We start from the raw sequence: 21,906 nt of genomic DNA, 5'->3' as shown, positions 1-21,906 counted from the left end.
ACGTAACGGTGTGCTGCACCTAGGAGGAGTCATGGCCGACGCTGCCGATCGCGTCACTCGGGTGGCGTCCGACCTGATGGACAGCGCGGCGGCCGAGGGAGCCCGCCAGAGCCGCTCGGCCAAGCAGCAACTCGACCACTGGGCGCGGGTCGGGCGCGCGGTCTCCAGCCAGCACACCGCCTCGCGGCGGCGGGTCGAAGCCGCGCTCGCCGGCCGGCTGACGACCGGCGAACTCACCGTCGAGGAGGGCGTCGTGTTCAACGCCGAGATCTCCGCGGCCATCGAAGAAAGCCTGGCGCGCACCAATTACGGGGCGACGCTGGCCGGGCAGGGCGTCACCACCGTCGCGCTCAACGACGACGGCGACATCGTCGAGCACCGGCCCGACGGCGCCGCCGTGGTGCTGGCGCCCGGGCGCTGACCCGGCACCCGCGGGCGACGCCTCATGCGGCGACTTGACCTGGTGGTCGGGCCGAACGGCGCAGGCAAATCGACCTTCATCGCGTTCACCCTGGCGCCGCTACTGCCGGGCAGCCTCGTGGTCAACGCCGACGAAATCGCGAGGCAGCGCTGGCCGGACGATCCGGCGGCGCGCGCCTACGACGCCGCGCGGGTCGCCGCCGACACCCGCGCGAAACTCCTCGACCTCGGCCGGTCGTTCATCGCGGAGACCGTGTTTTCCCACCCGTCGAAACTCGACCTCGTCCACGCCGCCCGCCGCGCGGGCTTCACCGTCGTCCTGCACGCACTGCTCATCCCGGAAGGCCTTGCCGTCGAACGCGTCCGACACCGCGTGCGGGCCGGCGGCCATGACGTACCGGAAACCAAGGTCCGCGAGCGCCACCGCCGCTTATGGACACCGGTCACCGAAGCCATCGCGCTCTCCGACACCGCCACCGGCTACGACAACAGCCGCCTGCGCGGGCCGCGCATCGTCGCCCGCCTCAGCGGCGGCATGACCATCGGCTGCCCCGACTGGCCGGCGTGGATACCGGCGACCCTGCGGTCACGCTGGCCGGACAAGGCCGCGTAGTCACCAGGCGAGCTTGCGGCGGCCGGTCTCGACCTGGTCGCCGACACGCTCGCGTGCGGTGTCGGCCCAATGGCTGCCGCGCCTGCGCGCGGTCTCGGCGAGCTCCTCGGAACGCGCCCGAGCCGTGTCGGCGAGCTTCTCACTGCGCTTGCGCGCCCGTTTGGCCAGCTTTTCGCTGCGTTTGCGCGCCTTCTTGGCCAGCGGTGCGGCCCGATCGGCGGCTTCGTCGGCCAGCTCTTCGCCGCGCTTGCGCGCCTTCTCGGCCAGGTACGCGGCGCGGTCGGCGGCCTCGTCGGCCCATTCCTCCCCGCGCTTGCGGGCCTTCTTCGCCAGCGGCTTGCTGCGCTCGGCCGCAGTGCTGGCCAGCTCGCGGCCGCGTTCCAACGCGGTTTCGGCATACGGGGCGCCGCGGTGCGCCGCCGTGCTGGCCAATTCGCGACCGCGTTCCAGCGCGGCTTCGGCGTAGGGCGCACCCCGTTCCGCCGCGGTGCTGGCCAACTCGCGGCCGCGTTCCGCGCCGACCTGCAGACCGTGTGCAATCCGGTCACCCAGCTCCGAAAAGTCGGCATCAAAGGCCGAATCGTCGGATCCGGGCCACGCCGACGACACCCGCTCCGAGAGCCGTTCGGCCGCCCGCCGCCCGCGCCACCCCAGCGACGGCTTGCCCGCGGTATCGGCGGAGGCGATCAACAGTCCGCCCAACAGGCTGAGGTCGGTCAAAAACTGCTGCCGCTTCTGGGCTTTGGCAGCCGGATCGCTTTCGTTCCAGAACGAGTGCGCCCCAATGTTGGCCGGTAACACCGTCACCGCCAGCGCGGCCGATGCGACGCGGGGAAGCTTGCCGGTAGCGAGCAGCAGGCCGCCGCCAATCTGGACGGCTGCGGTGATTTGGGCGACCGTCTCGGGGTCGCTCGGAATGTTGCCGCTCACCGAATCCGGCAGCGCCTGCAAGCCGTCCACCGCCGGCGCCGCCGCCTGGGCCGCCGATTTGGGATTGAGTAGTGAATTGACTCCTTGCCCGATGAATGCGACTGACAACAGGGGTCGCGCGATTCTCCTGATCACCATGGCCCGTGTATTACCCGACTGCCTGTCGAGCAAACCGTGGCGCCGATTTGCGCAGCTCGGGCAGCGCCGCGGTCCACGCGGATAGTGTGGAGCCCGTGCGAGCGTTGATCATCGTCGACGTGCAAAACGATTTCTGCGAGGGCGGCGCAGTGCCGGTGACCGGCGGCGCCGCGGTCGCGCCCGCCGTCAACGCCTATCTGGCCGGCGGGCCGGGCTATCGCTACGTGGTGGCGACCCAGGACTTCCACATCGACCCGGGAAACCATTTCTCCGACCGGCCGGACTATTCCACGTCGTGGCCCCCGCACTGCGTCGCGGGAAGCGCGGGCGCGGATCTTCGCCGCGACCTGGACACCACGCGCATCGATGCCGTCTTTCGCAAAGGCGCCTACTCCGCGGGGTACAGCGGCTTCGAAGGTGCCGACGAGAACGGCACCCCCCTCCTGGAGTGGTTGCGGCAGCGCGGGGTTGACGACGTCGACGTGGTCGGCATCGCCACCGACCACTGCGTCCGGCGGACCGCCGAGGACGCCGCCAAGGCGGGTCTGAGGACCAGGGTGCTGATGGATCTGACCGCAGCCGCGGCACCGGATTCGGCCGCCCAGGCGCTGGCGGAAATGGAATCCGGCGGCATCGAATTGGTGGGGGGACCGTAATGGTGGTGCCACTGGACCGGGAACATCTGCTCGCGGCGGTGGAGCGCTCACCACAGGCGGCTGCCGCGCACGATCGCGCCGGGTGGGTGGGGCTGTTCACCGGCGACGGCCGGGTCGAGGACCCGGTGGGTTCCCGACCTCACGTGGGGCATGAACAGATCGGCCGCTTCTACGACACGTTCATCGGCCCGCGCGACATCAAATTCCATCGCGATCTCGACGTCGTCTTCGGCACGGTGGTGCTGCGCGATCTCGAGCTCGAGGTGGCCATGGGCCCGGCCGTGACCATGTACATTCCCGCGTTCCTGCGCTATGACCTCCGAGAAGCCAACGGCGAGTGGCTGATCGGCGAACTACGGGCGTATTGGGAGCTGCCCGCCATGATGGCGCAGTTCCTGCGTGCCGGCCGAGGCGCGGTGCGCCCCGCGCTGCACCTGTCCAAAGGCCTGCTGTCCAATCAAGGATGGCGGGGGACCGCAGGATTCACGGCCGGATTCCGTCGAGTGGGCGCGCGCCACCAGCGGCTCGTGCAGACCTTTCTCGCCGCGGTCGCGCAAAAAGACACGTTCGCCGCGGCCCGGACGTTGTCCTCAAGGGCGGCAATAACTTTGGGTGATCGCGACCCGCTCGAGCTGGCCGAACTGGTCGAGCAACTGGACGGGGCCGGCGCGACCAAGATGAACAGCGCCGGCCCGACGGTGGCGGTCTCGATCAACTCGGACCACGGTCGCGCCATCATGTTCGCCGACGTGGCGTGGCGCGGCAACGCGATCGAGCGGATCCGGTACTTTCCCGGCTGATCGGCCGGCGTTCAGTGCACGACCATCAGCGCCAGCGACGTTGCGGCCAGGCACAGGTAGGCCGCCGGGAACGCGATGTTGTACAGGACGCGCGCCTTGACGTGCGTCAACACCGCGCCGATGAAAAACAGGACGAGACCGGCGGCGGCCGCGATTCCCAATTCGCGTGGGCCCAGCAGCCCGACCACGATCCCGGCGGCCCCGGCCAACTTCACCGCGCCCAGCGCCGGTAACCACGAACGCGGCACCCCGACTTCGGCGGAGTTCGCCAACACGAATCGAGCCGGAACGAGATCGGCGATGGCAATGGCGGCGGTGACCGCCGCGGTCGACAGGGCGATCACGACAAGTGCGGTGTTCATGTGAATCAATCCCTTGTCGCGCAGCGAATTCCGCAGCGGTGAATTGCATGGTGACAGAGCGCGCCGGGGCGCACAATCGGTAGGGTCATGGTGTTGGTCTCCTTCGCAACAGGAAGTCCGGTGGATGCGGTCATCTCCTTGACGATTTCCGTGCAGAAAAGGTGACCCATGAGCGCAACAACGGATTTGGTGGCCCTCGCCCAGCGCTTCGACGCGGATCGGCGACACCTGCGGTCGGTCGCGTATCAGCTGCTGGGCTCGGTGGCCGATGCGGACGACGCGGTGCAGTCGGCGTGGCTGAAGGCCAGCCACGCGGACTTTCGGGCCGTCGACAACCTCTCCGGCTGGTTCACGACGATCACCGCGCGCGAGGCGCTCGACCAGCTACGGGCGCGCAAGCGGCGGGCCGAGCAGCCCCTCGGCGAGCCCGACGAGCTCGACCGGCTGGCGGAGGCGGCGTCGGCACCGGCCGACGAGGACGCGCTGCTGGCGGAGTCGGTGAGCAGCGCACTGCTCGTCGTGCTCGACCGGCTCTCGCCGGCGCAGCGCGTCGCTTTCGTGCTGCACGACGTGTTCGCCATGCCCTTCGAGACGATCGCCGCGTTGTTGCACCGGACGCCGGATGCCGCGAAGAAACTCGCCAGCCGGGCCCGCGGCCGCCTGCACGCCGACCCGGCCGCCGAACCCCGCCGCACGGCCGGCCACCTCGAGGTGGTGGCGGCGTTTCTGGCGGCCTCCCGCGGCGGCGATATCGCCGGTCTGCTCGAGTTGTTGGCGCCCGACGTCGTGCGCACGGTCGACCGGGCCCTGGTCCCCGCGGACGTGCCCAGCACGGTGCGCGGCGCCAGGCAGGTCGCCGAGGAGACCCGCCGGTTCGCCCGGCGGGCGCGCGCCGGCGCTGTCATGCTCATCGACGGGGCCCCGGGCATCGTGCTCGTCGCCCGCGGGCGCGCCCAGGTCCTGCTGGTGATCGGCATCGGGGCCGACGATCGCATCCGCACGATCGACATCACCGGCGATGCCGAACGCATCCGCCGGGCGGCGTTGGCGCTGCCGCGCCGACCGATCCAGGAACATCACAACCTCATCGGGTACCAAGGACGTCAGACAGAGCCGGCCAACGGCCGGGAACACGGCTAGACCGGGAGAGCCATGCTCGATAAGCCGTTCGGACGGCGCAGCCTGCTGCGGGGCGCCGGCGCGCTTTCCGCCGCCGCGCTGGCACCGTGGTCCGCCGGCTGCGCCCCCGACGACGACGCGCTGACCTTCTTCTTCGCGGCCAATCCGGACGAGCGTGAGGCACGGATGCGCATCGTCGACGAGTTCACGCGCCGCCATCCGGACATCAAGGTGCGTGCGGTGTTGTCCGGGCCGGGCGTCATGCAACAGCTTTCGACGTTTTGTGTCGGTGGCAAATGCCCCGACGTGCTGATGACGTGGGAACTCTCGTACGCCGAACTCGCCGACCGCGGCGTGCTGCTTGACCTGAACGACCTGTTGGCGCGGGACAAAGCGTTCGCCCAGCAGCTCAAGGGGGACAGCATCCCGGCGCTGTATGAAACCTTCAGATTCAACGGAAGACAGTTCGCGCTTCCCGAACAATGGTCGGGCAACTACCTGTTCTACAACAAGCGGCTGTTCGCCGACGCCGGGGTGCCGGCCCCGCCCCCGACGTGGGAACGGCCTTGGGATTTCAGCGAATTCCTGGAGACTGCCCGCGCGCTCACCAAGCGCGACGCCTCCGGGCGCGCCGCGCAGTACGGCTTCGTCAACACCTGGGTGTCGACCTACTCGGCGGGATTGTTCGCGATGAACAACGGCGTCCCGTGGTCCAGCCCGCGGGTGAATCCGACCCACCTCAATTTCGACGATGCCGCCTTCCAGGAGGCGGTGCAGTTCTACGCCGACCTGGCCAACGAATACAAGGTCGCGCCGAACGCCTCGGAGACGCAGTCGATGTCCACCCCCAACCTTTTCGCGGTGGGGCGTGCGGCGATCGCGCTGAGCGGGCACTGGCGCTACCAGACCTACCTGCGCGCTGAGGATCTCGATTTCGATGTCGCGCCGTTGCCGGTCGGCCCGGCGCTCGCCAACCGACGCGCGGCGTGTTCCGACATCGGCGCGACCGGGCTGGGCATCTCGTCGACCAGTCCCCGCAAGGAGCAGGCCTGGGAGTTCGTGAAGTTCGCGGCCGGTCCCGTCGGGCAGGCGTTGATCGGTGAATCGTGCCTGTTCGTTCCCGTGCTGCGCTCGGCCCTCCAATCGGAAGGATTCGCCAATGCCCATCGACGGATCGGCAATCTCAGCGTGCTCACCCAGGGCCCGGCGTTTTCGGAAGGCCTGCCGATCACTCCGGCGTGGGAGAAGGTGAATGCCTTGATGGACCGTAACTTTGGTCCCATCCTGCGTGGGCGCCAACCGGCGACGTCCTTGGCCGGCTTGTCCCGTTCCGTCGACGAAGTGCTGCGCAGTCCATGACCGCGACGCACTCAGGCGGCGCGGCCGCCCCGGCGCGAACGGCGGCCGGAGTGAACCCGGAAAACCCAAGCCCCTGGCGCCGGCACGCCTGGGCGGGCCGGCTGTTCGTCGCCCCCAACCTGGTGGCGGTCGCTGTGTTCATGCTCTTCCCGCTGGGCTTCTCGCTGTACATGAGCTTTGCGCGGTGGGATGTGTTCACGTCGCCGAAATTCGTGGGGCTGAAGAACTTCGAGGAACTTTTCACCTCGGATCCGCTGTTTTTGATCGCGATCCGCAACACGGTGATCTTCACGCTGGGGACGGTGGTGCCCACGGTCGTCATCAGTCTGGCCGTCGCCGGAGTGCTGAACCAGAAAGTCAGGGGCATCGGCTTTTTCCGCACCATTGTCTTTCTCCCTCTGGCCATCTCCTCGGTGGTCATGGCGGTGGTGTGGCAGTTCGTTTTCAACACCGACAATGGCTTGCTGAACATCATGCTCGGCTGGGTCGGGCTCGGCCCGGTGCCGTGGTTGGTCGAGCCCCGCTGGGCCATGGTTTCGCTGTGCATCGTCAGCGTCTGGCGCAGCGTGCCGTTCGCCGCGGTCGTCCTGCTGGCCGCGATGCAGGGCGTCCCCGGGACGGTATACGAGGCGGCAAAAATCGACGGAGCCAGCGAGATAAGGCAATTCGTCTCGATCACCGTGCCGCTGATCCGGGGGTCGATCTCGTTTGTGGTCATCATCTCGGTCATCCACGCCTTTCAGGCGTTCGACATGGTCTACGTCCTCACCGGCGCCAATGGCGGTCCCGAATCGGCGACCTACGTCCTTGGCATCATGCTGTTCCAGCACGCGTTTTCGTTCCTCGAATTCGGATACGCGTCCGCGCTGGCGTGGGTGATGTTCGCCGTCTTGCTGGTGCTGACCGTAATCCAGTTGAAAGTCAGCCATCGACGTTCTTTGGAGACTTCGCGTGGGCTTAAGTGAAGGCGTCATCAGGCGCACCGCGATGCGCGGGGGGATGGTCTATGCCGCGCTGCTCGGCATTGCCTGGTGCGCGCTGTTCCCGATTGCGTGGGCGGTGTCGGGCTCGCTGAAAACCGAGGGCGAGGTCAGCGAGCCCACACTGCTGCCGGTGCACCCGCGGTGGTCCAACTACACCGAGGTGTTCACGTTGCTGCCGTTTGGCCGGATGTTCTTCAATACCGTGCTTTACGCGGGGTGCGTCACCGCGGGGCACGTCTTCTTTTGTTCACTGGCCGGATACGCGTTCGCGCGGCTGGACTTTCGCGGCCGCGATGCGCTGTTCGTGGTGTATCTGGGCACGTTGATGGTGCCACTGACGGTGACGGTGATCCCGCAGTTCCTCGTCATGCGGACGCTGGGATGGGTCGACACTCCCTGGGCGATGATCGTGCCGGGCTTCTTCGGTAGTGCGTTCGGCACGTATTTGATGCGGCAATTCTTCCGCACCCTGCCCACCGATCTGGAGGAAGCCGCGATACTCGACGGCTGTTCGCCGTGGCAGGTCTATTGGCGGATCCTGCTGCCCCACGCCAGGCCGGCGGTGATGGTGCTCGCGGTGCTCACCTGGGTCAACGTCTGGAACGATTTTCTTTGGCCGCTGTTGATGATTCAGCGCAACAGCCTGGCCACCCTGACGCTGGGGCTGGTCCGGATGAAGGGCGAATACGTTGCCCGATGGCCGGTCCTGATGGCGACCTCGATCCTCATCATGCTGCCGCTGGTCGTCATCTACGCGTTCGCGCAACGCTCGTTTGTCCGCGGCATCGCGGTCACGGGGATGGGTGGGTGATCATGGCCTCGGTCAGCTTCGAGCAGGCGACGCGGCGCTACCCCGAAGCGGATCGCCCGGCCCTGGACCACCTGGATCTCGTTGTCGGCGACGGCGAGTTCGTCGTTCTGGTGGGGCCATCGGGCTGCGGCAAGACCACCTCGCTGCGAATGGTCGCCGGGCTGGAAACCGTGGATTCCGGGCGGATCCGGATCGGCGACCGGGACGTCACCAATGTCGATCCCAAAAACCGGGACGTCGCGATGGTCTTCCAGAACTATGCGCTCTACCCGCACATGACGGTGGCCGAGAACATGGGGTTTGCCATGAAGATCGCCAAAACCCCGAAGGCGCAGATCCGCGAACGGGTGTTGGACGCCGCGAAACTGCTTGACCTGCAACCGTATCTCGACCGCAAACCGAAAGACCTGTCCGGCGGGCAGCGCCAGCGCGTGGCGATGGGCCGCGCGATCGTGCGCCGGCCGCAGGTGTTCCTGATGGACGAACCGCTGTCCAATCTCGACGCGAAACTGCGGGTGCAGACCCGCAACCAGATCGCCGCGTTGCAACGGCGGCTGGGTACGACCACCGTCTACGTGACCCACGATCAGGTCGAGGCGATGACCATGGGTGACCGCGTCGCCGTGCTGTGCGACGGTGTGCTGCAGCAATTCGCCCCGCCGCGTGACCTCTACCGAAACCCGGACAACGTTTTCGTGGCGGGTTTCATCGGCTCGCCGGCGATGAACCTGTTCACCCTGCCCATCGTGGATTCCGCGGTGTCGCTTGGTGATTGGCCGATCACGGTGCCGCGCGAGATCGCCGGCGCCGCAGGCGAGGTGGTCGTCGGGGTCCGACCCGAGCATTTCGAGTTGGGTGGCCTCGGTGTCGAGATGGAGGTGGACGTGGTGGAGGAGCTGGGTGCCGACGCCTACCTGTACGGGCGAATCACCGGCTCCGGCAAGGTAATCGACGCGCCGATCGTGGCGCGCGCCGACGGGCGCAATCCGCCGGCGCGGGGCAGCAGGGTGCGCCTGCACCCGCAGCCGGGACACCTCCATTTCTTCGGTGTGGACGGCCACCGGCTGTGTTGATCGCGCTCGCGGATCTCGGCGTGCCGTGCAGGCACAGCCCGGCCCGGCCCGGCTAGGCTGGTGGCAGTGAGTGATGTGCGTGCCGACCTCGTGTGCGAAGGCGGCGGTGTCCGGGGGATCGGGCTGGTGGGAGCGGTGGATGCGCTCGACCAGGCCGGGTACCGATTTCCCCGCGTCGCGGGAAGCAGTGCGGGCGCCATTGTCGCCTCGCTGGTGGCCGTCCTGCAGGTCGCCGGTGAGCCGCTCAGCCGCTTGGCTGAGATCATGCGCGCCATCGATTACCGGAAATTCCTGGACCGCAATCTGATCGGACGGGTTCCGCTGATCGGTGGGGCGCTGTCCCTGCTGACGTCGGACGGTGTGTACCGCGGGGCCTACCTCGAACAGTTGCTCGCCGGCCTGCTCGCGGACCTGGGCGTGCGCACGTTCGGCGATCTGCGCACGGGCGAGCAGCCCGAACAGTTCGCGTGGTCCCTGGTGGTGACGGCAAGCGACCTGTCACGGCGCCGCCTGGTGCGAATCCCATGGGACCTCAGCACGTATGGCATCGACCCCGATGACTTTTCGGTGGCACGCGCGGTGCACGCTTCGTCGGCCATCCCGTACGTGTTCGAGCCCGTCCGGGTCGCCGGCGCGACGTGGGTGGACGGTGGATTGCTGTCGGACTTTCCGGTCCAGTTGTTCGATCGGCCGGATGCCCAACCGCGGTGGCCCACATTCGGAATCCGGCTGTCCGCGCGTCCCGGCATCCCACCCACGCATCCCGTCCATGGGCCGGTCTCGTTGGGGCTGGCCGCGATAGAGACGCTGGTGAGCAACCAGGACAACGCCTACATCGATGATCCGTGCACCGTACGGCGCACCATCTTCGTGGATGCCGACGAAGTCAGCCCGATCGACTTCGACATCACGGTGCAGCAGCGTGAAGCCCTCTACCAACGAGGATTGCAAGCGGGCCAACAGTTTCTGCAGACGTGGAATTATGCGGATTATCTTGCAGCGTGCGGAGGCCCGGTGCACAATTCACCGCGACGGCGGTGAAATGCCGGCCGCTGCTATCCGCGCGAGCAGCGAATCGCGTGAACGCGCCGCTGGACACGCTCGACGTCATCGGGTGTCGGCAGTTGGTTGGTGATCCGGGTGATTTCCACCCCGATGTCGATGGGGCTGATCGGCCAGACGCGTCGTGCGATGAGATCGCTTGCGATGGCAGTGATGTCGTGGTTGCAGAGTCGCCGGCGTGTCAAAGCCACCAGCGGCACGTGGCCGGGGGCCGGCATTCCGGTGGGGTAGCCGGCTCGCACAAACGCCACAATGCTTGTCACCCAGTGCGACAAGTCCATAGTCCACCTCGCTAACCGCCGCAAGTTGCGCATGAGCGGCAGTGCTTGCCTTAGCTAGCAACGTACCATCGGCGACGTCATCAGCCAGGTAACGCCACACAGTTAAAGGCACCTTTTTACGGCTCGGCCGCGTTGATGTCGCGAGAGTGATCTTGCCGACCCTCGCCACGCCGTGGCGCGCCGTAACGCTGTTTGGCCGCAAGGCTTTCTAGTATTGCCGCGTGGTGGATCGCTATGGAACCGATGTGCTGGCCGCGGGACGACGCAAGCCCCGTTCGACCGAACACCCGGCCGACCTGGGCTTGGTCGTCGAGGACGTCGAAACCGGTTACGTCGGCGCGGTGGTGCGCGTCGAATACGGTCGGGTGGACCTGGAAGACCGGCGAGGTCATGTGCGCGGCTTTCCTTTGGGCCCTGGGTATTTGCTTGAGGGCCGCCCCGTCATCCTCACCGCCCCGCGGCGGGCGGCACCGGTCGCGGCGGCACGAACGGCGTCGGGGTCGGTGGCGGTGCCGGGTGTGCGCGCGCGAGTCGCTCGCGCCAGCCGGATCTATGTCGAGGGCCGCCACGACGCCGAACTCATCGCGCAGGTGTGGGGCGAGGACTTGAAGATCGAAGGCGTCGTCGTCGAGCAACTCGGCGGTGTCGACGATTTGGTGGACATCGTCGCGGAGTTCGCGCCGGGCCCGGGGCGGCGCCTCGGCGTGCTCGTCGACCACCTCGTCACCGGCTCCAAAGAAGCCCGCATCGCCGACGCGGTGCGACGGGGCCCGGGCGGCACCGACACCCTCGTCGTCGGTCACCCTTACGTCGACATCTGGCAGGCCGTGAAGCCACAGCGGCTGGGGCTGGCCGCCTGGCCGGACGTGCCGCGGCAGGTGGACTGGAAACACGGTGCATGCCAGGCGCTTCGCTTGCCGCATGCCGATCAGGCGGACATCGCCAGGGCCTGGCGGCATATCCGGTCGCGGGTCCGCGACTGGAACGACCTGGAGCCGGCACTGATCAGCCGGGTCGAGGAACTCATCGACTTCGTGACGCAGCCGGCCACCTGACTTCGGCGTCCGAACGGCCAGGGCCGATCGGGCGCCTCCTAGGTCGGCTACGCTAAGCCGCAAGTCCTGATCGGCGGGACAGAAATAGGGCGCATGCAGGGCGTATTCGGCGTATTTATAGGCACGTTCCTCATCGGCCTCCGCGAAGGCCTCGAGGCTTCGCTCATCGTGAGCATCGTCGGCGCCTTCCTCAAGCGCAACGGCCAGACGCTGCGCCCGATGTTCGCCGGCGTGGTCCTGGCCGTGGTGCTCAGCGTCGCGGTGGGTGTCGGCCTCGACCTGTTCGCCGCGAGCCTGCCGCAGGTCCAGCAAGAGATGATGGAAACCGTCATCAACGCCATCGCCGTGGTGTTCGTGACGTCGATGATCATCTGGATGAACCGCAACGCCGCGCAGCTCAAAGGCGAGCTCGAGCGCGAAGCCCGGCGGGCGGTCAACCGCGGCGGCGCGCTGGCGCTGGCCGCGATGGCGTTCCTCGCCGTCCTCAAGGAGGGCTTCGAGACGTCGGTGTTCTTGCTGGCCGCCGCCGAGACGTCGCACGGCAACCGGTGGTTCGCCCTGCTCGGCGGTTCCGTGGGCATCGCGACGGCGATCGGGCTCGGCGTGGGCCTGTACTTCGGTGGCGTGCGACTCAACCTCGGCCGGTTCTTCCGGGTGACCGGGGTGTTTTTGGTGCTGATCGCCGCCGGGCTGGTGGTGGGAGCCTTGCGCACCGCACACGAGGCGGGCTGGGTGAGCATCGGCCAGCAGCAGGTGCTCGACCTGTCCGGGTGGATGCCGGGCAATTCCGTCCTGGGCGCGGTGACCGCGGGCGTGTTCGGCATCCCCGCCGACCCGCGCCTGATCGAGGCGCTGGGCTGGCTGCTGTATGCCGTGCCGGTGCTCGTCGTGTTTCTGTGGCCGGCCCGGCTCGCCGCCGCGCCGCGGGCCCGGAGCCGGCTGCTGGCGGCCGCCTCGACGCTGCTGCTCATCGCGGCCGGGGGCCTGGCGCTCATGACGCCCGCCGACGGCTCCTCGCCGAACGTGCGGGCCCGCACCGTCACCGACCGGTCCGGCCACACCGCGGCGGTATCGATGGGGATCGGGCCGCACGGACGCGAGCTGACCGTGGTCCCCGAGGGCACCGCGACCGTCCGCCACATTCTGCTTGTCCCGGCTGACCACCAGACCGTGGACGGCTTGCCGGTCCAGGTATGGCAGGCGTCCGAGGCTGCCGGCGCCGATGGTGCGCCGGAAGTCACCCTCGATCAGTTGCTGAGCATGACGGGCGGCCGCCTGCCCGTCGGTCTCGGGATCGGCCGCACCCCGGGGCCGTTTCAGGGTCAATGGTCAACCACCACCGTGTATACCGTGCTCGCGCAGGGTGATTCCGTCGTGAGTGCGCAAGCGACGAGCAACCGCACGGCGATTTTGACCGGAGGCGGGCTGATCGGGGCCAAGACCGTAAGTCTCGGTGGGCTAGTGACGGACTGGTCCACGTCCGGTGCCGAAGACCACTCGACTGCATCCGACATCGCCGCGAGCGGACGCAATCGCGGGGAACGGCAGCTGTGGAACGTCTGGCTTCCGTTGATGCTTGGCGGTTTCGCCCTGATGTGCGGTCTCGGCGCTATAGCCTCTATGCGGCAACGGGAGCCGGCCCACGAGAGAGGACACACGATTGATGGTGAATCGTAGCCCGCGGGCGGGGCGACGGTCCTTGACGATGCGCTCGGCCGCAACGGCTTTGGGTGCCGTCATGGCCGTCGCCGCGGCCGGCTGCGGGCACTCGAGCACGCATTCGGGCCCCGCGACGCAACCGAAACCCGGCGTCACCAACGCGGTCAAGGTCACCATGGCCAACGATTCCGGCAGGGACGGCTGCACACTGGACATCACCAGCGTGCCCGCCGGACCGGTGACCTTCACGGTGGCCAACACCAACGCCCCGGGTATCAACGAACTCGAATTGCTCAGAGACCAGCGGATCGTCGGCGAGAAGGAGAACCTCGCGCCCGGCCTGGATCCCGTGTCGTTCACCGTCACGTTGGACGGCGGTACCTATCAGCTCTACTGCCCGGGGGCGAGCACCGAATACCAGACCCTGACCGTGACCGGTACCGCGCCGGCGACGCCGACGGGCACCGTGGCCAGCATCCTCAACCAGGGCACCAAGGACTACGCGGCCTACATCGTCAACCAGATCGCCCAACTCGACGACGGCGTCAAGGCCCTCGATGCCGCGGTGCAGTCGGGCAACCTCGACGCCGCGAAGGCGTCCTATGCCAAAGCCCGGTTGTTCTGGGAGCGTGCGGAGTCCACCGTGGAGGGCTTCGTGCTGCCGGGGTTCGCGGTCGGTGACAACGCCGGCAACCTCGACTACCTGATCGACATGCGGGAGTCCACCCCGGTCGACGCCAAGGTCGGGTGGAAGGGCTTCCACGCCATCGAACGTGATCTCTGGCAGGGCGGCGCGATCACCACCGCAACAAAGGCGTTCAGTACCGAATTGGTCGGCAACGTCGGCAAATTGAACGGCATCGTCACCACCCTGGCGTACAAGCCCGAGGACTTGGCCAACGGCGCCAGCGACCTGATCGAAGAGATCCAAAACACCAAGATCACCGGCGAGGAAGAGGCCTTCAGTCACATTGACCTGATGGACTTTTCGGGGAACGTCGAAGGGGCCCAGCAGGCGTACGCGTCGCTGCGGCCGGGCCTGGACAGGATCGACGCCAATCTCGTCAAACAGATCGATCAGCAGTTTCAGAGCGTGCTCGCCACGCTGGACGGCTACCGCGACCCCACCGCCCTCGGCGGCTACAAGATCTACACGCCGGCGCTGAGGGCCAGCGACGCGCCGAAGCTGACAGCGGTCATCCAGCCGCTGCACCAGAGCCTGTCCACCGTCGCCCAAAAAGTCGTCGCGGGCGGCTGATCGTGTCCGACGACAGGATGGATTTCGCCGACGACAGTTCGGGAAGTTCTGGGGAGCAGCAAGATTCGCCTGCGGTGTCGCGCCGCCGCGCGCTCGGCGGTGCCATGCTGGCCGGGCTCAGCGGCGCCGCCCTCGGTGCCGTGGGGGGAGGCCTCGCCGGGCACGCGATGGCCGCCGGACAGCGCGGCGATGACGACGACACCGTCGACCTGCGTCGCAGTTACCCCTTTTACGGCCAGGCGCACCAGGGTGGAGTCGACACCCCGCCGCAGCGTTACGCCATGTTCATGTCCTTCTCCATGGCCGCCGGCGCCGGCCGCGTCGAGCTGCAGACCCTGTTGGCGCGCTGGTCCGCCGCGGTCGCGGTCCTGCAGCAGGGAAAACCCGTCGGTACCGTACAGCCGCAGGTCGACGTGCAGCCGCCCGCCGACACGGGAGAAGCCTATGGGCTGAGCCCCGCCAGCCTCACCGTCACCGTCGGGCTGGGCCCGGCGCTGTTCGGTGACCGGTTCGGACTGGCCGCTCGACGGCCCGCCGGGTTCACCGACCTGCCACCGCTCAACGGGGACAACTTCGACCCTCGCCTGCACGGCGGCGACCTGTCCGTGCAGGCGTGCGCCGACGATCCGCAGGTCTGCTACCACGCCGTGCGCAACGTGGCCCGGCTCGGTCGCAACATCGTCTCACCGTTCTGGGCGGTGCTGGGATTCGGTCGCGCGTCCGCTGGCCCCGGTCAGCACACACCGCGAAACCTGTTGGGATTCAAAGACGGAACCCGCAACGTCGCGACCGCCGCGGAGTACGACAAATTCGTCTGGGTCGCCAGCGGCGACCAGCCCTGGATGAACGGCGGAACCTACCAGGTCGTCCGCAAGATCCGGATGCTGCTGGAAACATGGGATGTCGACCGGATCGGCAACCAGCAGAGGATCTTCGGCCGCACCAAGGACGAAGGGGCGCCGCTGAGCGGCAAGGCTGAATTCGATACGCCCGACTTCGCCGCCAAAGGAGCCGACGGCAACCCGCTCATCGATCCGTTGTCCCACGTGGGCCTGGCGGCCCGGGAAAACAATGGCGGCATCATGATCCGACGACGGTCCTACAACTACACCGACGGTCTCGACGCCAACGGCCAACTCAATGCCGGCCTGCTGTTCATCTCGTATCAAAACGATCCGCAAGCTTTTATCCACCTGCAGAACCGCCTCGGCGCCCACGATCTGCTCAACGAATACATCCGCCACATCGGATCAGCAATCTTCGCGGTGCCTCCCGCGCCGGCCGAAGGCCACTACATCGGCCAAAGACTGTTCGGCTGAGTGAATTCAGCTGTCCCGGTGCGGCCGCTCGTGCGGCACCTCGGGAGCCGGCGGCGAGCCGTCGCGATGTCTTCCGTTAGATCTAGTGCGACGCCGCCGGCGCGACTACACGGTTTGCCCGCGAACGGCCGAACGGGCCGCGGGGCGCAACGCCGCGAAGAGCGCTCCGGCGGCGAAAACTATCGCGATTGGCCACGGGAAGCGCCCGTCGGGAGCGAAGCCCTCGGCCGCGACCACGGCGAGGGCGTAGGCGGCCAGCGCGGCGCCGACGAACATCACCGGTTCCGCCCAGCGTTCGGTGAGCGGGACACCGAGCAACGGCAGGGGAGACGCGAAAATCCGTCGCGCCCACCATAACAGGACGATCTCGACCGCCGTCACGACGCTGAGGACGACCACCCATTCCAATCGGGCCAGCCACCAGGCGGCGCTGCCTTCGGGAGGTTGCGGCAGGAGCCCGGCCGGGTACCCGACGATCGCCACGATCACGACGGGAATCATGTGCCACAGATAGAGGGCCATGATGTTGTTGTTGGCGATGGACAGCACCCGCTCGACGCGGATGGCGCGCAGCGCGCGGTTGAGGGCGGGCGCGAGCGCCATCACGATGCCGGTCTGCACGCCTGCAAAGGCCAACAGCGCCACGGTGGGCGGTGTCGTGTTGTCGATGGTTTGGCCGGGGACGCCGATCATGCTGACCGGATAGACCCGCAGCCAGATCAACACCGCCAGCGCCACCGCCGAGACGCCGGCCAGCAGCCAGGGCCTGCGTCCCGTCAATAGCCCACCGCGCCAAGCGATCCCGAGCTGATACAAGGCGCCCCAGCCCAACAGGTAATTCACCCAGTCGAGATAGTGCACGTGGGTGCTCAGCCTGACCGCATCGACGGCCGCGACGGCCAACGCGAGGACCGCCGGCGCCCACAGTCCCCAACGGCGGTGTGCGGCAATTGCAACCGGCGTCAGCGAGACCACCACCAGATACACGGCCAGGAACCAGAGGTGCATCGCCACCGCCCAGCCGGCGTACTCGAGCACCGAACCGGCGACGCCGCACATGCCCAGCACGACCACGACCACCGACACCAGCACCGCGTACGCGGCGGTCGGGCCGAGCACCCGGGCCAGCCGATGCTGCAACCACGTCTGGCGCGAGACCCCTTGGGTGTCACGGCGATGCATCCACGACACCGCGCCGGCGTAACCGGCCACCAGGAAGAAAGTTGGCACCGCTTGGAAGGGCCAGGTCAGCCACTGGGTCCACGGCATGTCGACGAGCGGGTTCTGCCGGCCGAACTGCCCATCGTGGTAGGTCACCGACCCGGCCAGCCAGTGTCCCAGCACGATCAGCACCACTCCGGATACGCGGTAATAGTCGACCGCCAGATCGCGGGTCGGGCGCGGGCTGTTTGCGCGGCCCATCAGATCGGGGGAAGCTCGACGCGGGACACAGCGCCACGGTACCGTCCGGCGCAGCGAGGCCTCGCTGAATCACGTCAAGAACAGGAGAAGGGCCATGCAACAGGCTCAACTCGGCGAGCTGCGGGTCGGTCGCCTCGGACTGGGCGCGATGGGAATGTCGGTAGCCTATGCCGGCGCCGGCAGCGACGACGCCGAATCGATCCGCACCGTCCACCGCGCCATCGACCTCGGTGTCACCCTGATCGACACCGCCGAGGTGTACGGCCCTTACGTCAACGAGGAACTTCTGGCGCGTGGCCTGCGGGGCCGCCGCGATAAGGTGGTGCTGGCGACCAAGTTCGGCCTCATCTCGCACACCGGCCGCGACGGACTCGACAGCAGCCCCGCCAATATCCGCCTGGCCGTAGACGGTTCGCTACGGCGGCTCGCGACCGACCACATCGATCTGTACTACCAGCATCGCCTCGACCGCCACACCCCGATCGAGGACACGATGTCCGCGTTGGCCGAGCTGGTCGCCGCCGGAAAGATCCGGCACATCGGCCTTTCCGAAGTCGGCGTAGACACCATCCGCCGCGCCCACGCGGTGCATCCCGTCACGGCCGTCCAGTCGGAGTATTCGCTGTGGACGCGCGACCAAGAACCGGCGGTATTGCCGGCCCTGCGGGAGCTGGGCATCGGGTTCGTCGCCTACTCGCCGCTGGGCCGCGGCTTCCTCACCGGCACCGTCCGCTCCACCGAGGAGCTACCCGACACCGATTACCGCAAGACAAACCCGCGGTTCTTCGACGAGAACTTCCAGCACAACCTGCGCTGCGCGGACGAAGTGCGCGACATCGCCGCGGACGCCGGCGCGACGGCGGCTCAAGTCGCGTTGGCGTGGCTGCTCGCGAAAGGCCCCGACATCGTGCCGATTCCGGGCACCAAACGCGTCACCCGCCTGGAAGAAAACGTCGGGGCTGACACGTTGGAGCTGACCCGCGACCAGGTGGCGCGGCTCGACCGCCTCACCCCTCCGGTGGGAGGGCACCACGCGGAGGCGCAAATGGCATGGATCGACCGCTAGTGGCCGACAAGAAGCTGGTGATCGGCGCCAGCGGGTTTCTGGGTTCACACGTCACCCGACAGCTGGTGACGGCGGGCGAAGGCGTACGAGTCATGTTGCGGCGCACCAGCTCCACGGCGGGTATCGACGATCTCGGCGTCGAGCGGTGCTACGGCGACGTGTTCGACGACGCCGCGCTGCGCGCCGCGATGACGGGCTGCGACGTCGTCTATTACTGCGTCGTCGACGCCAGGATGTGGCTGCGCGATCCGGCACCGCTGTTCCGCACCAACGTCGAGGGCCTGCGTCACGTTCTGGACGCGGCCCTGGGCGCCGACTTGAAACGGTTCGTATACACCAGCACCACAGGCGCTTTGGCGATCAGCGACGGCAAACCGGTCACCGAGGAGGACCCGCACAACTGGGACCAGGGCGGCGCCTACATCGAAGCGCGGGTGGCGGGCGAGGACCTGCTGCTGTCGTATGCGCGGGACAAAGGGCTGCCCGGGGTGGCGATGTGTATCTCCACCACCTACGGCCCGGGGGACTGGGCGCCCACACCGCATGGGTCGCTGATCGCCATGGTCGCCAAGGGCCGCTTCCCGTTCTATTTCGATTACTCGGCCGAAGTCGTGGGCATCGAAGACGCTGCCAGGGCAATGCTTCTCGCCGCCGAGCACGGGCGCAACGGCGAACGCTACATCGTCTCCGACAGGTACATGAGCATCCGGGAGCTGCACGAGATCGCCGCCACCGCCGTCGGCAGGCGGCCGCCGCGCATCGGCATCCCGATGTCGATGCTGCGAGCCGGGGCGCGGGTCAACGACGTGGCGGCCAGCCTGCTCCGCCGCGACTTGCCATTCGCCCACGCGGGAATCCGGATGGCCGAATTGATGTCGCCGCTGGATCACTCCAAGGCCACCCGCGAACTGGGATGGACTCCCGAACCCGTCGAGGACTCGATCCGCAAGGCCGCGCTCTGGTTCGCCTCGCGCTAGTCGCTGCTGGCCAACGCCGCTGTGCCGTACTTCTTTTCGATCAATGCCCACGGGTCGGCGTAGGGGCCGCGTCCCTCCATCCGGCGCTGCACCATGAACACGGCACGCAGAATCGGTCGCAAGACCGGGCCGAGCAGCCGCAGCACGTTTCGCGCGGGGCCCTGCGACTCGGCGACCCAGTCCACGGTCTGCTGCCAGTCGTGCTCCTGAAAATCGAGCAGCGCCTGCGCTTCGGTGGTGTCGTACCAGCCGGTGAAACTCCAGCCACGGTCGTCACCCGGATCGCCCGGCAGGCCGGCAGAGGGTCCCAGCGGGCCCAGGCCCGCCGCGGTCATGAGGTCGTCCTGCAGGCCGTGCTGCAGAAGCACGTACGTCTCGTTGCCGCCGATGAGCAACACCTTGCCGGAAATTGCGGCTTCGCGATCGACGCCGTTGGCGAAGGCCAGCGCCACGTCACGCGCATCCACCGCATGGATGCGGTTATCGCTTGGCATCGACCGCATCAGGATGAGGTAGTCACCATTGATGCTGGCCTGGGTGTCCGGCGAGATGACGCCCGCGAGGCGGTAGAGCGCGTGGGGCAGGCCGCTGGCGCGGATCGCCGCCTCGGCAAGCACTTTGTCCTGCCCGTACTGATCGATGGGATTGACCGGGGTGTCCGGGGTGATCCGCTCGGGCTGGCGGAACGGATTTCGCGATCCGTACACCGCGGCGCTGGACGCCATGAGGAACAGCGGTGGGTGGGGGAGTGCGGCGCAGGCCGCCAATAGATTCTCGGTGCCACCGACGTTGACGCGCCGGGCGAGCCCAGGATTGCGGTACGACGGCGGGGAGACGATGGCGGCGAGGTGAACGATCGCTCCGGGCCGGTGCGCGGCGAGAAGATCGCGCACTGCGTCGGCGTCCAGGAGATCGGTGTAGGCGGGAATCAGCGTCCCGGGGTGCCTCGCGGCGGTCAGTTGTTTTTCGACGGCCACGGTGTTGTCGTTGCGCAGGTCCATTGCGACGACGGTGCGCCCCCGGTCGAGCAGGAGCTGCGTGCAGCGCCTCCCCACCTGTCCGAACGCGCCGGTGACCAGGACGGTGTCGACAGTCATGGGCGCGTCACTGTTCCATCAGCCGGCCGGCGATTTTGCCGATCGCCGTGCGGATTCGGGGGGATACGTAGATCGAGAATAGCGGAGTCGCGATGTCCTCGCGGAGTCGAGTTAGCTTGGAGCTCTTGATAAGCCACCGGCCCGCGACGTTTTCGTAGGTCTCGTGGTAGTGGCCGTAGCCGACCAAGGTCACCCCGGGCCCGAACCGCACAACGTCTTGCAGCGCCCATATTCCGCGGGCCGTCGTCGCCGACGTGAGCTGGATTTCGGGGGTGTGCACCTGGTGCGCGGTGGGCTGGGTGGGGCGGCCGAGGGCCTGGCGGGTGAAGGCCACAAAGTCGTCGGCGCCGGCGATTACCTTGCCGCCCGCTTCGGAGGTGTCACTGACGAAGTCGTCAGCGAAGATCGTTCGCCAGGCCGCCCAGTCTTTGGTATCCAGGTGGCGGCAGTAGCGCGCTTTGAGTTGCTTGATGGACTCGATCGCCGGCAACGTGTCGGCGACCAGGCTTTCCGCGGGCTCTGTCATTGCGGCTCGATTCTTTCCCTAAGCGTCCTGGCGTGACGTTTCCCTGGCGAAGTGTAAACCTGTCAGCCTTTGAAGTAGACGATCTGATGGGTGGAGGCCAGAAGACCGCCCGCCCGCGTCCATACCTGCGCGCTCTGGTCGAAGTAGCCGTCGGCGAAGCGGTTGGCGTGCGCGGTGGCCAGCACGAAGTCGTCCGCGACCGCCTCGAGTTGTTGCTGATCGGCATGAAAATACGTGGTCAACGAGATCGTCCCGGACGGAAGGAAACCGCCGCGACGCAGGAACACCCGCGGGTAGAAGATGTCGCACAGCGCCGCGAGCGCCGGGTAGTCGACTGGGCGGCGTGCGCGGTCACGCACCCACAGCGTGGAGGTCGATGAGGGGCTCGGATCCCCGCCCTTGCCGGGCATCGCCCCCTCGACGTACCGCGTGTCGTAGAGGCCGGTCCATCGAACGAGGCCCGGATCGACGGAAGACAACCGCTCCGGGGCCGGCGCACTCGGCGGATGCGCTTCGGTGTCGGCCCAGCTCTCGCGCCGGATCGCGAAGATCGCGGTCGCCGTGGTCTTGACCACCCCGTCCTGGCTGAGCTCGACAATCCAATGCTGGTTGGTGCGGTTGGTGCGCGCGGCGCGAAGCCCGATGTCGAAGTCGCCGTCGGCGATCGGTGCGGCAAAGTTGACGGTCAGGGCGAGCGGATCCCCGATGCGCTCGGGGTGCCCGTCGACGGCGGCCAGCATGACGGCGGCCGTGATGCCACCGAACGGTCCGACCATGTTGGCCCACTCCGCGTGCGTACGCCCGCGTCTGACATCCGCGCTGATCGGATCGAGGCGGACGGCCTCATCGAAAGGATGTGTGTCGGTCATGTTGGTCGACCGCAGATTACTTGCGCGCGGCCTGCCCGCCGGACACGGGGT

23 protein-coding genes are annotated in these 21,906 nt (G+C 67.7%); 16 read left to right on the top strand and 7 right to left on the bottom strand.

Annotated elements, in window-relative coordinates:
- Nucleotides 1-31 precede the first annotated feature (31 nt).
- On the top strand, nucleotides 32-421 hold the full coding sequence (locus ACZ50Z_RS09190) for a TA system antitoxin ParD family protein (RefSeq protein ID WP_464483270.1): 390 nt from the start codon (nucleotides 32-34) through the stop codon (nucleotides 419-421).
- A 24-nt stretch (nucleotides 422-445) separates the two neighbouring features.
- Nucleotides 446-1,033: an AAA family ATPase gene (locus tag ACZ50Z_RS09185; RefSeq protein WP_464483269.1), complete on the top strand. Its 588-nt coding sequence runs from the start codon at nucleotides 446-448 to the stop codon at nucleotides 1,031-1,033.
- Here the strand turns inward: ACZ50Z_RS09185 and ACZ50Z_RS09180 are convergent, their stop codons facing one another.
- Entirely contained in the window at nucleotides 1,034-2,101 is a 1,068-nt protein-coding gene (locus tag ACZ50Z_RS09180; RefSeq protein ID WP_464483268.1) for a DoxX family protein, read from the bottom strand.
- A gap of 95 nt (nucleotides 2,102-2,196) precedes the next feature.
- Between ACZ50Z_RS09180 and pncA the strand changes: the two genes are divergently transcribed.
- Together pncA and ACZ50Z_RS09170 are read left to right on the top strand one after the other, a co-directional pair.
- Nucleotides 2,197-2,757, top strand: coding sequence for a pyrazinamidase PncA (pncA, locus tag ACZ50Z_RS09175; protein ID WP_464483267.1), 561 nt, complete (start codon nucleotides 2,197-2,199; stop codon nucleotides 2,755-2,757).
- Nucleotides 2,757-3,557, top strand: a complete 801-nt coding sequence (locus ACZ50Z_RS09170; protein WP_464483266.1) for a ketosteroid isomerase family protein — start codon at nucleotides 2,757-2,759, stop codon at nucleotides 3,555-3,557. Before pncA ends, ACZ50Z_RS09170 begins: the two co-directional genes overlap by 1 nt.
- Nucleotides 3,558-3,568: 11 nt before the next feature.
- On the opposite strand, the gene ACZ50Z_RS09165 is transcribed toward ACZ50Z_RS09170, so the two are convergent.
- Complete coding sequence (locus tag ACZ50Z_RS09165) at nucleotides 3,569-3,919, bottom strand: DoxX family protein (protein WP_464483265.1); 351 nt, start codon at nucleotides 3,917-3,919, stop codon at nucleotides 3,569-3,571.
- 168 nt (nucleotides 3,920-4,087) lie between these two features.
- On the opposite strand from ACZ50Z_RS09165, the gene ACZ50Z_RS09160 reads away from it, so the two are divergent.
- The 6 genes from ACZ50Z_RS09160 (at nucleotide 4,088) to ACZ50Z_RS09135 (ending at nucleotide 10,305) form a co-directional block, all read left to right on the top strand.
- Nucleotides 4,088-5,059, top strand: coding sequence for a sigma-70 family RNA polymerase sigma factor (locus ACZ50Z_RS09160; protein WP_464483264.1), 972 nt, complete (start codon nucleotides 4,088-4,090; stop codon nucleotides 5,057-5,059).
- A 12-nt stretch (nucleotides 5,060-5,071) separates the two neighbouring features.
- On the top strand, nucleotides 5,072-6,397 hold the full coding sequence (locus tag ACZ50Z_RS09155; protein ID WP_464483263.1) for an ABC transporter substrate-binding protein: 1,326 nt from the start codon (nucleotides 5,072-5,074) through the stop codon (nucleotides 6,395-6,397).
- Nucleotides 6,394-7,362 carry a carbohydrate ABC transporter permease gene (locus ACZ50Z_RS09150; protein WP_464483262.1) on the top strand — a complete coding sequence of 323 codons (969 nt, stop codon included), beginning with the start codon at nucleotides 6,394-6,396 and terminating at the stop codon, nucleotides 7,360-7,362. The genes ACZ50Z_RS09155 and ACZ50Z_RS09150 overlap by 4 nt, the downstream gene beginning before the upstream one ends.
- A 22-nt stretch (nucleotides 7,363-7,384) precedes the next feature.
- Entirely contained in the window at nucleotides 7,385-8,191 is an 807-nt protein-coding gene (locus ACZ50Z_RS09145; RefSeq protein ID WP_464486146.1) for a carbohydrate ABC transporter permease, read from the top strand.
- A gap of 2 nt (nucleotides 8,192-8,193) precedes the next feature.
- Complete coding sequence (locus ACZ50Z_RS09140; protein WP_464483261.1) at nucleotides 8,194-9,264, top strand: ABC transporter ATP-binding protein; 1,071 nt, start codon at nucleotides 8,194-8,196, stop codon at nucleotides 9,262-9,264.
- Between the two features lie 66 nt (nucleotides 9,265-9,330).
- Entirely contained in the window at nucleotides 9,331-10,305 is a 975-nt protein-coding gene (locus ACZ50Z_RS09135) for a patatin-like phospholipase family protein (protein WP_464483260.1), read from the top strand.
- A gap of 14 nt (nucleotides 10,306-10,319) precedes the next feature.
- Here the strand turns inward: ACZ50Z_RS09135 and ACZ50Z_RS09130 are convergent, their stop codons facing one another.
- Nucleotides 10,320-10,607 carry a DUF3349 domain-containing protein gene (locus ACZ50Z_RS09130; protein WP_464483259.1) on the bottom strand — a complete coding sequence of 96 codons (288 nt, stop codon included), beginning with the start codon at nucleotides 10,605-10,607 and terminating at the stop codon, nucleotides 10,320-10,322.
- A 221-nt stretch (nucleotides 10,608-10,828) separates the two neighbouring features.
- On the opposite strand from ACZ50Z_RS09130, the gene ACZ50Z_RS09125 reads away from it, so the two are divergent.
- From ACZ50Z_RS09125 to efeB, 4 genes are all read left to right on the top strand, one after another.
- Nucleotides 10,829-11,662, top strand: a complete 834-nt coding sequence (locus ACZ50Z_RS09125) for a DUF3097 domain-containing protein (RefSeq protein ID WP_464483258.1) — start codon at nucleotides 10,829-10,831, stop codon at nucleotides 11,660-11,662.
- 93 nt (nucleotides 11,663-11,755) lie between these two features.
- The gene (gene efeU / locus ACZ50Z_RS09120; protein WP_464483257.1) at nucleotides 11,756-13,339 is read left to right on the top strand and encodes an iron uptake transporter permease EfeU; all 1,584 of its coding nucleotides are present in this window, start codon (nucleotides 11,756-11,758) and stop codon (nucleotides 13,337-13,339) included.
- 61 nt (nucleotides 13,340-13,400) lie between these two features.
- Entirely contained in the window at nucleotides 13,401-14,579 is a 1,179-nt protein-coding gene (gene efeO / locus ACZ50Z_RS09115; RefSeq protein WP_464486145.1) for an iron uptake system protein EfeO, read from the top strand.
- Between the two features lie 17 nt (nucleotides 14,580-14,596).
- Nucleotides 14,597-15,898, top strand: a complete 1,302-nt coding sequence (gene efeB, locus ACZ50Z_RS09110; RefSeq protein WP_464486144.1) for an iron uptake transporter deferrochelatase/peroxidase subunit — start codon at nucleotides 14,597-14,599, stop codon at nucleotides 15,896-15,898.
- Nucleotides 15,899-16,003: 105 nt separating this feature from the next.
- Here efeB and ACZ50Z_RS09105 read toward each other — a convergent pair whose 3' ends face one another.
- On the bottom strand, nucleotides 16,004-17,320 hold the full coding sequence (locus tag ACZ50Z_RS09105) for an acyltransferase family protein (protein ID WP_464483256.1): 1,317 nt from the start codon (nucleotides 17,318-17,320) through the stop codon (nucleotides 16,004-16,006).
- 94 nt (nucleotides 17,321-17,414) lie between these two features.
- On the opposite strand from ACZ50Z_RS09105, the gene ACZ50Z_RS09100 reads away from it, so the two are divergent.
- Nucleotides 17,415-18,386 (top strand): aldo/keto reductase, encoded by a 972-nt coding sequence (locus ACZ50Z_RS09100; protein WP_464483255.1) that lies wholly within the window; start codon nucleotides 17,415-17,417, stop codon nucleotides 18,384-18,386.
- Entirely contained in the window at nucleotides 18,386-19,363 is a 978-nt protein-coding gene (locus ACZ50Z_RS09095; RefSeq protein ID WP_464486143.1) for an NAD-dependent epimerase/dehydratase family protein, read from the top strand. The genes ACZ50Z_RS09100 and ACZ50Z_RS09095 overlap by 1 nt, the downstream gene beginning before the upstream one ends.
- Here ACZ50Z_RS09095 and ACZ50Z_RS09090 read toward each other — a convergent pair.
- From ACZ50Z_RS09090 to ACZ50Z_RS09080, 3 genes are all read right to left on the bottom strand, one after another.
- On the bottom strand, nucleotides 19,360-20,460 hold the full coding sequence (locus ACZ50Z_RS09090; RefSeq protein ID WP_464483254.1) for an NAD-dependent epimerase/dehydratase family protein: 1,101 nt from the start codon (nucleotides 20,458-20,460) through the stop codon (nucleotides 19,360-19,362). The two genes, ACZ50Z_RS09095 and ACZ50Z_RS09090, sit on opposite strands and share 4 nt — an antisense overlap.
- Before the next feature lie 7 nt (nucleotides 20,461-20,467).
- Nucleotides 20,468-20,986 carry a nuclear transport factor 2 family protein gene (locus ACZ50Z_RS09085; protein ID WP_464483253.1) on the bottom strand — a complete coding sequence of 173 codons (519 nt, stop codon included), beginning with the start codon at nucleotides 20,984-20,986 and terminating at the stop codon, nucleotides 20,468-20,470.
- 62 nt (nucleotides 20,987-21,048) lie between these two features.
- Complete coding sequence (locus ACZ50Z_RS09080) at nucleotides 21,049-21,855, bottom strand: acyl-CoA thioesterase (protein WP_464483252.1); 807 nt, start codon at nucleotides 21,853-21,855, stop codon at nucleotides 21,049-21,051.
- Between the last annotated feature and the right edge of the window lie 51 nt (nucleotides 21,856-21,906).

Source organism: Mycobacterium sp. NTMscope_MAC_269 (assembly GCF_976985695.1).
This window is presented reverse-complemented; position numbering and strand designations above follow the sequence as displayed.